This window comes from Ginsengibacter sp., assembly GCF_057362405.1.
Window position 1 is genome coordinate 23137 of the sequence record NZ_JBMQQG010000146.1, and the last position, 11221, is coordinate 34357.

Below are 11221 nucleotides of genomic sequence, written 5' to 3' on the forward strand. Positions count from 1 at the left end.
ACATCATTTAGTCATTACCGGTAACTCAATATAGGTAGGATATTTTTTGGTAAAGTAAATCGTATGCGTTGCTTTTATAAAATCACTTTCTTTTGCTTCAAAAATATTGGGAATAAACTTTTGGGGATTTCTGTCTATCAGGGGAAACCAGGTGCTCTGCACTTGTATCATAATTTTATGCCCCTTTAAAAAAACATGGTTGATGTCGTGTAAGTCAATTATAAATTCTTCAGGTTTGTTGGGCACCAATGCTTCCGGCTTTGAAAAACTCTTCCTGAATCGTCCCCTGAATACTTCCATGGCGACAGGCAATTGGTATTGACTCATTAGAATATTTTTCTGATCAAAATCAGGATATACATCAATTAGTTTGACAATCCAGTCGGCGTCCGTTCCGGTGGTACTTGCAAAAAGGTGCGCTGTGATTTTACCGGTAACGGTTAAATCTTCAGCAAGAGAATCCATTGTGAAACTTATTACATCTGGTCTTGTGTAAATAAAGCGTTGATCTTCTACCTGCCACGGCCGCCACCGGCTTCCTTTTCCGTAGGTTGCTTCTATGGGTAAGGTTCTGTATGGTATTGGATGAGCAGGATCGCTGGTAAAACTTATTTTTCCATTGTCACTAACGGGAGCCGTAAACGAAGCCTTATTATTTTCCGAAGCAAATAATTTTTTTACCGTTGCTTCTTTAGGTGGCCAGGTGTTATACGTTTTCCATTCGTCGGTTCCGGTTTGAAAGCAGTAGGCTTCATCAAATTTTCCATCGCCAATTCCTTTCAGGTAATAATCAAACCATCTCTTTTGTAATTCCCGAAACCAAACACCTGTATTACTTTCAAAGGATATTTTACCAAGGCTGTCGCCCTTGCCGCCGCCCCATTGACCGTGATTCCATGGTCCCAATACAATATGATTGCGATTGAAGGTGTCTTTCTTTTCCATGTGTTCATACATCAGCTGCGGGCCATTAATATCTTCCTGGTCGAAATATCCACCTACATGTAGTTGGGGTATTTGAGGATATTTTACATAACTGAGCGGCGAGTTTTTTTGCCAGAAGGAATCATAGTTTGGGTGTTTCACAAAATTGTTCCAGGTAGGGATGGTGTTATGAAAATATTTTTCGTTTACGTTTGACAGTGAGCCTAAATGGAGATACCAATCAAACAAATCAAATTGGGGTAAGGGAAAATCACTGGTTGTTGTTTTATCATGTTCCACTTCATAAGTGTATTCCATTCCATAGCTCAAACGAAAGGCGCCGTTATGATGAAAGTCATCTCCTAAAAAAAGATCACCCATACACGCCTGTTCTGAAGCGGCTTTTAATGCCGGATGCGGATCAACAGAGCCAACCAATGCCAGCCACCCCGGATAAGAAATTCCATAGATACCTGCTTTCCCATTGTTATTGGGAATATTCTTCAGCAGCCAGTCAATAGCATCGTAGGTGTCCGTGCTTTCATCTATTGCTCCTTTTTGTGTTTCATGAATTAAAGGTTGATGAATTTGCATCTTTCCTTCGCTTTTGTATTTTCCACGGATATCCTGGAATATAAAAATGTATCCTCCTGATGCCAGTGAATACAAGTACGATCTTTTGGGAATGTTAATCACACTATCATCCGGAATTGGAAGATCGGCGCCATAAGGTGTACGCTCAATCAAAAAGGGTGAAGGCTCTCTTGCATTAACCGGGGCAAGAACTACTGTATAGAGCTTTACCCCATCCCTCATTGGAATCATCACACTAGTTTTTTTATAAAGAAGGAGACTGTCTGTTTGGGCATTAACAAAAGAGAAAAGGCAGACCATTATGGCAAGAGAAAGAAATATTTTCTTCATGTGAAATGATTGAAGAATGAAATTAAGAAAGATGGGAAAGTAATCAGAATAAAAATTTGCATGGATGAGTATCTGATGTTGAATTAGGTATTAGTTAGGTTCGTCACCAATTAATAAACAAGAGAATTACTCTCATTGCGTTGAGCCAAAGTATAGAAAGCACAAGCTGCATAATTACTACAGATTGCATCTTTCACCCAATGCCAGGCAAAACAATTAAACCATAACTCTCTCTCTATTTCTACATCACGCAATCGCTTCCGCAGCACCTTTCGCAGCAGCCTTACTATCATGATGATTTTTGTAGAATTTTTTTCTTGAGAAATATATAATGATAAATACCACCAATAAAATGGCTGGCATGATGGCTACTTTTAAAAAAGTGCTGGAGCCAGCAGTAGCATCTGCGGCAGCCTCGGTGGCACCGGAATTAATAGCTACGGCCTTGAAATTATCGTACCAATGCCCCATTATGGGAACAACGAGTGACGTGGAAAACATTCCGGCTCCGCCCATAATGGATAACCCCAGAGCGCCTGTCTTGGGAAGATATTCTGATACAAAACCTAACATGGTTGGCCAGAAAAAACAAACGCCAAGTGCAAAAACAAAAGCCGCTCCAAAAGCTGCCGGCCCGCTTATCATGCTCAATAATATTAACCCGATACCTGCGAATAATGAAGAAAATATCAGCATGCCATTTGGATTCATGCGATGTACAACAGGACCCGCGAACGAACGTCCCAAAGCCATTAGACCATTAATAAATACAAGCACCAATATTGCAGAAACATTAGCTCCCTGTAATAACGAGACAATCCATGTGTTCGTGCCAAGCTCGGTTGCACCGGTCATCATCATACAAATTACCATAATGATAAATAGCGGATGTAAGCATGCTGAAAACATTTGTTTGGTACTAACGCCACTGGTTACACGTTCCGTTTGAGGTAATTTTAATTTAAAAAACATATAGCCATAGATAACAGCAGGTATTAACAATGTTGCAATCAAAATTCGCCAGTCGAGTTGCATTTTATCAATCATAAAATAAGAAAGCAATCCGCCAATAACGATTCCTCCGGGGAACCAAACATGGAAGCGGTTCAGCATGGTCGTTTTATTTTCAGGAAATAAAGTAACGGTGAGTGGATTACAGGCAGCCTCTACCATGCCGTTACCGACCCCAATAAATACAGTACCGATAAATAACATGGTTGCATCCTTCGCTACCAGGTACATAATAACACCGGCAACGTGCCCGATGAATGCAAAACCCAACAGGCGTTTCATCCCAATAATATCACATAGCGGGCCGCCAAAGATCATGGCTAGTGTAAACCCCCAAAATGCGGGACTAAATACCCAACCAAGTTCCTCGTTGGTCAAATGAAATTGAGTTCCCCATACCAGGGTCAGCGAGGATCTAAAGGCAAAAGTCATAGCAGTTACAATCAGTGCAATGCGACTTGCCAAAAAGAGCTGTTTACGGTTAATTGTGTCCATGTAGCAGTATATTTTTATAAGTGGTTAATGAGCAATTGTTGCAAACAATAGTTAATTCCGGATGGATCATCTGTTCAAGAATCGTAATGAAATCTGAAAGTAACAATTTTTATAATTGCATGTAAACATTTCGCCAAATATTTTTGAGGAAGTTTATTATTGCAGACCGCTGTAATTGCTAAACGGTTACGCCTAGCCGAAAATTCCTGTCGTATTTTAAAACCCGCTGCCGCCCCGGGGAATTGTGCTTACCTGGAAACCCTGCCATTTTGTTGTTACGATTTTTCGAATTTAAAGTAAATCTCTTTCGAATGAAATGGAACTTTTTAGTCGTCACAGTATTTTTTTATCTCCTTTTTCTGATTGTATAACCACGTTAAGAGTCTGTTTGGCTACTATACATATTTCGGGTTACTGTCAACGGTAATTTCGGTTGAGTAAATAAAATTCGTTCACCTTAAATATTTTGTTATGAAACGCCATTTAAAGATATCGGTACTGATGGCCTGGTTAATTTCAGCCTCATTGGCCGGGTCAGCACAAGACAACAACACACCGCCGCTAAATGCCCGGACTCAAAGCGGGTATTGGGTAATTGAAAGCAACATCCATACACCCAAAACAAATATTGTCTATATATACAACGATTTTGACTCATTGGTTTATTCAGGAAAAATGGAAGGCAGGCGCATCAATACAAGGAGAAAAGCGATCAAAAGAAAGCTGAACAAAAAAGTTGAGCAAACTTTATGGGCATCATCTCTAAAATTCAAGGAGAACTATCCGCTTGTAAAAACAGTCTTAAAAAATAAAGAGTGAAAGACACTTGTGTTGCAGGCAAAGCAAAATGCATTTTAATCACTTGAAATTGCCTTTTAAAAACCCGGGTAGCCGCACAAGTATTTAATCCCGTTATTTTATTAAAAGGCCAAAAATTGAATTAATTTATAACCTGGTATGACTAATTATCCTTTCATATTTTCTAATAGATACCGGCTGCAAAGGCATTTTGTTTTTTGGTTTTGCTGGTGGGCTTTTGAAAGCTTATTATATTCTTTTGCGCCGGTACTGGCCAACACTACTACGCTCAACAAATTTGTGGTTACCAGCCTGGAAGCTTTTGCTTACCTGGTTCCGCATATGTTCCTGGCATATACTTTAATGTATTTTGTGGTGCCTGTATTATTGTTAAGAGGCAAATATCTTTTAACGGCTGTTGCTGTAATTATCTTGTTTTTACTTACTGCTGCTATTTCCGCTTTAATTGGGGTTTACCTTTTATACCAGATGAGGGTGATTTTATTTCCCGGATTAGAAACACTAAGAATGAGTTTTTTTCTTTCGCTGCTGGCCGGGTTACGCGGGGGTATTACGATAGGAGGGTTGGCTGCGGCTATCAAGCTTATGAAGATCCTTTATTTGAAAGAACAACGCAACCTCCAGCTACAAAAGGAGAACACTGAATCGCAATTGCAGTTATTAAAAGCACAGGTGCATCCGCACTTCCTGTTCAACACGCTTAATAATATTTATTCTTATACGCAAAATGTTTCGCCGGTTGCTTCAAAACTTGTGCTGGGGCTATCGGATCTTCTGCGAAACATTTTATATGAGTGTAACCAGGAATTTATTTCCGTGCAGCAGGAAATAAGAATGATTAAAAACTATATCACACTTGAAAAAATCCGCTATGGAAATAAGCCCGATATCAGCCTGAATATTTCAGGAGCTTCAGAGGAATTATTTATAGCGCCATTGTTATTGTTGCCTTTAGTGGAGAATAGTTTTAAACACGGAACGAGCCAGGTAATAGAGCAGCCATGGCTCAATATCAATATTAATTTTAATGGGGATGAAATGTATGTGAAACTGGTAAATGGTAAATTAAATAATACCAGTACAAAAGATCACACACATGGTGGTATTGGTATTGAAAATGTGAGAAAGCGGTTGGAGTTGTTATATCCCGGCAAGCATACCATCGATATTAAGGATGATGAAGAAGTATTCATTGTTGACTTAAAATTGAAGTTAATTGTAGTAAAACCAATGAGCAAAAATCTTTCGATGAAACCACGAAAAATAATGACCTATGGATAATCCCGACTTACTGAAATGCCTGGTGATTGATGATGAGCCGCCTGCACGCGACATCATAAGGAGGTACATTAATGAAGTGCCCGTAATTGAACTCGCAGGCGAATGCGGTAATGCTTTGCAATCAATTGCCTTATTACAACAGAAAGCGGTTGATCTTATTTTCCTCGATATTAAGATGCCACAAATGAATGGCAATGATTTTCTAAAAGCGATCAGGAATCCGCCGCCGGTAATCTTCACCACTGCTTACAGCGAGTATGCGCTGGAAGGCTACGATCTTGACGTAATTGATTATTTACTGAAGCCCATTAAGTTTGATAGGTTTATAAAAGCGGTGAACAAAGCATTTCTTTTTAAAGGACACGCTAAGTTCGAGATAAGGCAACCGGTGGAACCTGCTAAAGAGGAGAATTTTGTTTACTTCAGGTCGGAAAGAAAAATGATTAAAGTGATGCTGCAGGATATACTTTATATAGAAAGTATGAAAGATTATATAAAGATCTTTACAATGGGCGAAGTAATAATAACCAAACAGTCTTTAAGTTCCGTAGAAGCGATGTTGCCGGCAAAAGAATTTATGCGTACTCATCGTTCCTATATTGTTTCTTTATCAAAAATAAAGTCGTACACACACGAGATCATGGAGATTGATAAAGCTGAAATCCCGATTGGGAAGTTGTATCGTAATGATGTAATTCAAACGTTGCAAAGCTAGGTTGTTGAATTAACAGTACGGATACACGAAAATGATCTTAAAACTGCAAACTAAACGCCGTTCCTTCGCCCATCCTCGATTGCACACTAATGTTGCCCTTATGCAGCATCATAATTTGTTTGCATAAACTCAACCCAATGCCGCTGCCGTTTTTCTTGGTGCTAAAAAATGGAATAAATATTTTATCCATAATTTCTTCCGACATGCCCGGCCCGTTATCTGCCACTTTAATAATAATCTTCCTGTTGAGTGAAGAAGATGCGGATAAAATTATCTGGGGTTCAGGATTATCTTTAACGGCTTCCATGGCGTTTACCACGAGGTTGATGAGAACCTGTTCCACCAGGCTGGTATCGGCCTGCAGAATAAGATCGGTGTCTTTTAATACAATTTCAAGTTCTATATTTTTTTGAGCCAGGGTTGGTTCCATCAGCTGATGAAGTCCTTCAAAAAGATCTCTTACATAAATGGGTTTTAAATTCGGATTGGTAATCTTGTTAAGATTACGGTAAGTCTCCGCAAATTTTAATAAACCCTCACTGCGTCGCTTAATAGTTTCAATGCCTAGTTCAAGATCGTGCACAGCTGCGGATTTATTGGGCATGTGCATTACAGATTTCTCCAACCTGTTCTTAAGGGTATCTGCAAGAGATGAAATGGGTGCTACTGAATTCATGATCTCGTGCGTCATCACACTCAAAAGCTTTTGCCATGCCTTTGATTCTGTTTCGTCCAACGCCTCATTGATATTTTGAAAAGCAATGAGCTTAAATATTCTTCCTTCGGTTTGAAAAGCAGTTGCCGACAACAACACTTTGAAAGATCCCTTTTCAATATGAGCTTTGGTAATTTTTCCATCGCCCGGCTTCAAAGCAATAATGTCTTCGTAAAGCTGTTGGTCCCTTTTTGCCAGCGAATGAATTGTTTTAAGATAAGGAACCTGTATCATCTTTTTTAACGATTCATTCATCCACAACACTTCGCCATTTTCTCCTTCATAGGATAGAATGCCTGTGTCTACTAATTCTAATATTTTCTGCAGGTATTGATACTGTGTTTCTTTTTCCTTACTGATAACCTTAAACGTAGTATTGATTTGATTAAAACCTTCCCGAAGCGGCTGTAATTCAGCAGGAGCGTGCTTCACATCAAAATAGCGTGAGAAGTCGCGGTAATGTACCGATTCCACAAACTGTTGTAATTCGTCCTGCGCCTTGCGCTGAAACCTGTATAACTCCACCAACTGGTAAGCGATAACCGGAAGAATTAAGATGAGATAAACATACAATTGCTGCGTAAATAGAAATGCAAACGCTGTAATGGTTGCAAATAAAAAAAAGATTCTTATAAATATTCTCCAACCTGTATTTTGAACAAAAGAATTTGCCATTTATCGTTGTAATTTTTTTTCAGCTATTAGCTGATAGATCATATATCGTATTTACTCAATCTCCTGTACAGCGCTGTTCTTGTAAGGCCTAGTTCTTTGGCGGCCCTGCTGATATTGCCGTTGTGTTTTTCTATTACTTTTAAGATGGTATTTTTTTCGAGAGCACTTAAATTAAGCTCAAGGGGTTCAGGCTCTTTGGGCATAGAAGATTCTATAGGTGAAAATATTAAATCGTTTGCGGAAAGTTCTTCGCCTTCGGACATGATCACCGCTCTTTCCATGGTGTATTGCAGTTCACGCACGTTGCCCGGAAAAAGGTATTGCTTCATTTTTTCTAACGCCTTTGCATCGAATACCGGCTCTGGTTTTAAATATTTGTTGGCATAGATGGCTGCAAAATGTTTAGCTAATAAAACAATATCATTTTCTCTTTTGCGCAACGGTGGTATTTCAATTTCTACTGTATTGATCCGGTAAATAAGATCTTTCCTGAACCTGGCCTCGTTGGCGAGTTCGCTAATAGGAAGGTTGGTAGCGCATATCAGGCGTATATCAATGTTAACCGGATCATTGCTTCCCAACCTCGTTACCTGCCGGTTTTGCAAAACACTCAAGAGTTTCACCTGTTGTTGCAAAGAAATATTTCCTATTTCATCCAGGAACAAAGTGCCGCCGCTTGCCGCTTCAAATCTGCCGGCTCTGTCCTCACTGGCACCCGTAAACGCACCTTTTTTGTGACCAAATAATTCACTTTCAAAAATGGATTCAGTTAGTGCGCCAAGATCAACTTTTACAAAGGGCTTATCGGCACGCAACGAATGTTGATGAATAGCCCGGGCGATAAGATCTTTGCCGGTTCCGTTTTCGCCGAGAATTAAAATGTTGGCATCAGTGGGTGCAATTTTTTCTATCTTAAAGAAAATGGTATTCATTGCTTCTGATTCTCCAACCATTTCTTTGCCGATAACAGGAGTGGAAGCATTATGGGGACTCTTGCCTTTTGCCTTTAAGGTGGCTTTGATAGTATCAATCAGTTTTTCGTTGTGCCATGGTTTTACCACAAAATCTGCTGCACCTTCTTTTAACGATCTTACCGCAAGGTCAATGTCACCATACGCGGTTATCATTATTACCGATGCTTCGGAACCAAACTCCTTTATTTTTTTTAGCCAGAATAATCCTTCGTTACCGGTATTGATCGAACTGGTAAAATTCATATCCAGCAAAATGAGGTCGAAGGTTTGTTTGGATAAAAGCCATCTGAGATTCTCAGGATTTTTTTCTGTAACAACTTCTTTAACTTCTGTTTTTAGCAACAATCGTACTGCCGTCAAAACGTCGGTATCATCATCAATGATTAAAATAGTAGCATTTCTTAACAACATAGTATAAATGTAAATTTATGACTTCAAATATTTTTTCGAATTTATAATTAATTATCCCACTGCACGCCCTTCTTCAAAATTAAAGCCGTATGGTACTTTCCTATAAAGACCTAATTCACACAAAGTTATTTGTGTTGTAATCCTTAGTGTCCTCCGCGGCTCTATGGGAATATATCTTCAATTAATACACTCCTAAATTTAAGCCGCGTACTGTTTTCCCACAAAGACACAAAGCGCACAGCGTTCTTTAATTCGTGATGCTTAGTGTTCTCCGTGGACTTCGTGGAACGACCAGTTTTATTTCCCACAAAGACACAAAGTGCACAAAGTTCATTAAATCGTGATGCTTAGTGTTCTCCGTGGCTTCGTGGGAAAATCTTCCAAATTAAAACACACCAAAATTTATCAATAATTTCTGTAAGCGGTTTACACCTTGATCTACGTTTCTATAACTTGCTGCAATTATACCATAAATGCAACAGCATGGGAATTAATTTTTTAGATAAAATATGGCAAAACCGGTGTATCAAAACCGTACACCTGTTGTATCAGTAAAGAACATTTTTTTTATGTGTGGGAAATGTAACCTATTGAGTATCAGAAACGTTAAATAATGGCACTGTGTTGATAGTATAAGCAGCGTAAAAGCAGATGAATTTTCTCATTTTCAGTTTTTAAAGGCCACCGGGTAAAACGGTGACCTTCTTTTGAAAAATAAAATTAAATATTAATCGTGGATAGAGTAATTGAAAAAAAGTATTGGTCCAGAAAAAGAATCCTCACTATTACAGGTATCGTTGCCCTGGTAGCTTTAATTGCCGGCAGCTATTATTATACATCTGGCGGCAACAAGTTGAATGTAGATACCGAAAGAATTACTGTAAGTACTATAACCAAAGGTTCGTTCCAGGAAACCATTCCCGTTAATGGAATAGTGTTGCCGCTGACGACGATTTATCTTGACGCAGTGGAAGGTGGCCGTGTTGAAGAAAGATATGTAGATGATGGCGCCATTATGAAAAAAGGTCAGCCCATTTTAAGGCTATCTAATACTGACCTCCAATTAGGATTGGTAACCCAGGAAACCAATGTATATAATTTGCTTACGCAAATGCAGATTTCAAAAAATGCGGCGCAACAGAATACCGTTAGCAAACTCAATCAAATGACCGATGTTGAGAGCCTGTTAAAAGAGGCTGAACGTGTTTATAAATTAGATAAACATTTGTATGAGGAAAAAGCAATAGGCTCGCAGGAATATCAACAGGCCGTGAATAACTACAATTATTATTTGCAAAAGCAAAAACTTACCCAACAAATTCTGCAGCAGGATTCAGTATCTACAGAACAACAGTTAAAGCAGGCACGGCAATCTTTTGAAGGTTCACAAACTGCCTTAAACGTTATGAAAGAAAAGGTGGGAGACCTGATAGTGCGGGCGCCTATTGATGGACAGTTGACTTCTTTGGATGCTGAAATTGGTCAGTCAAAAAACAAGGGAGAGCGTCTTGGCCAGATTGATGTGCTCGACGGGTATAAAGTAAGGGTTGATATTGACCAACATTATATATCCCGAATTTTCACAGGACTTTACGGCACTTTTGATTTTGCCGAAAAGACATATAAACTTGTTATTAAAAAGATATATACCCAGGTAAATACCAACGGTAGTTTCCAGGTCGATATGGAATTTGTAGGTGACGTTCCAAAGGGAATCAGGCGTGGGCAAACCTTACAGATCGTGCTTGCACTTAGCGACGCAAGTACAGCAGTGCTGCTCCCGAAGGGCGGTTTCTATCAGCAAACGGGCGGTAACTGGATTTTTAAAGTAAGTGAAAATGGAAAAACTGCGTACAAAGTTGATATACAACTTGGCCGTCAAAATCCGGATTATTATGAAGTATTGCAGGGATTAAAGCCTGGTGATAAAGTGATAACAAGCAGTTATGAAAATTATGGAAACATGCAGGAGTTGGTTTTGTCGAAATAGCGACACAAAAATTAGTGATAGAAAAGTATTCAGCAAAATATATTAACCAAATAAAAAACCATAAACATTAAAACTACTGATATGAAAAAGATATTCTTTTTACGCATCATGGCCGTTATATTAATGTGTCTTTCTTCTTTATTAATTAAAAGTGAGAATGTAGCTAGTAAGTTAAATTGTTCTGCTTTTTGCCATTGCGAAATGCAGCACGAAAAAACAATAACTAATACGCAACGGGATATTTTCGGTCGGGATGATGGCTTCTTTATTAAAATCTGACAATAAAC

Annotated in this window: 8 protein-coding genes; 4 read left to right on the plus strand and 4 right to left on the minus strand. The window is 38.9% G+C overall.

Annotation, left to right across the window (positions count from 1 at the left end):
• Positions 1-3 precede the first annotated feature (3 nt).
• Both ACO1O5_RS11710 and ACO1O5_RS11715 read right to left on the minus strand, forming a co-directional pair.
• Entirely contained in the window at positions 4-1848 is a 1845-nt protein-coding gene (locus ACO1O5_RS11710) for a CocE/NonD family hydrolase (RefSeq protein ID WP_486270391.1), read from the minus strand.
• 246 nt (positions 1849-2094) lie between these two features.
• A complete protein-coding gene (locus ACO1O5_RS11715) occupies positions 2095-3354 on the minus strand; it encodes an MFS transporter (protein WP_486270393.1) in 1260 nt (419 codons plus the stop codon).
• A 471-nt stretch (positions 3355-3825) separates the two neighbouring features.
• On the opposite strand from ACO1O5_RS11715, the gene ACO1O5_RS11720 reads away from it, so the two are divergent.
• From ACO1O5_RS11720 to ACO1O5_RS11730, 3 genes are all read left to right on the plus strand, one after another.
• The gene (locus tag ACO1O5_RS11720; protein WP_486270394.1) at positions 3826-4173 is read left to right on the plus strand and encodes a hypothetical protein; all 348 of its coding nucleotides are present in this window, start codon (positions 3826-3828) and stop codon (positions 4171-4173) included.
• Positions 4174-4311: 138 nt separating this feature from the next.
• A complete protein-coding gene (locus ACO1O5_RS11725; RefSeq protein ID WP_486270395.1) occupies positions 4312-5454 on the plus strand; it encodes a sensor histidine kinase in 1143 nt (380 codons plus the stop codon).
• Entirely contained in the window at positions 5447-6169 is a 723-nt protein-coding gene (locus ACO1O5_RS11730; protein ID WP_486270398.1) for a LytR/AlgR family response regulator transcription factor, read from the plus strand. The genes ACO1O5_RS11725 and ACO1O5_RS11730 overlap by 8 nt, the downstream gene beginning before the upstream one ends.
• A 37-nt stretch (positions 6170-6206) precedes the next feature.
• Here ACO1O5_RS11730 and ACO1O5_RS11735 read toward each other — a convergent pair whose 3' ends face one another.
• Entirely contained in the window at positions 6207-7559 is a 1353-nt protein-coding gene (locus tag ACO1O5_RS11735; protein ID WP_486270399.1) for a sensor histidine kinase, read from the minus strand.
• Between the two features lie 38 nt (positions 7560-7597).
• Positions 7598-8944, minus strand: a complete 1347-nt coding sequence (locus ACO1O5_RS11740) for a sigma-54-dependent transcriptional regulator (RefSeq protein ID WP_486270401.1) — start codon at positions 8942-8944, stop codon at positions 7598-7600.
• A gap of 733 nt (positions 8945-9677) precedes the next feature.
• Here ACO1O5_RS11740 and ACO1O5_RS11745 point away from each other — a divergent pair.
• Positions 9678-10934, plus strand: coding sequence for an efflux RND transporter periplasmic adaptor subunit (locus ACO1O5_RS11745; RefSeq protein ID WP_486270403.1), 1257 nt, complete (start codon positions 9678-9680; stop codon positions 10932-10934).
• Positions 10935-11221 lie beyond the last annotated feature (287 nt).

Bases quoted from the DNA above. Each gene is read 5' to 3' on its own strand.
- ACO1O5_RS11710 (WP_486270391.1), bottom strand. From the start codon at position 1,848: ATGAAGAAAATATTTCTTTCTCTTGCCATAATGGTCTGCCTTTTCTCT.
- ACO1O5_RS11715 (WP_486270393.1), bottom strand. From the start codon at position 3,354: ATGGACACAATTAACCGTAAACAGCTCTTTTTGGCAAGTCGCATTGCA.
- ACO1O5_RS11720 (WP_486270394.1), top strand. From the start codon at position 3,826: ATGAAACGCCATTTAAAGATATCGGTACTGATGGCCTGGTTAATTTCA.
- ACO1O5_RS11725 (WP_486270395.1), top strand. From the start codon at position 4,312: ATGACTAATTATCCTTTCATATTTTCTAATAGATACCGGCTGCAAAGG.
- ACO1O5_RS11730 (WP_486270398.1), top strand. From the start codon at position 5,447: ATGGATAATCCCGACTTACTGAAATGCCTGGTGATTGATGATGAGCCG.
- ACO1O5_RS11735 (WP_486270399.1), bottom strand. From the start codon at position 7,559: ATGGCAAATTCTTTTGTTCAAAATACAGGTTGGAGAATATTTATAAGA.
- ACO1O5_RS11740 (WP_486270401.1), bottom strand. From the start codon at position 8,944: ATGTTGTTAAGAAATGCTACTATTTTAATCATTGATGATGATACCGAC.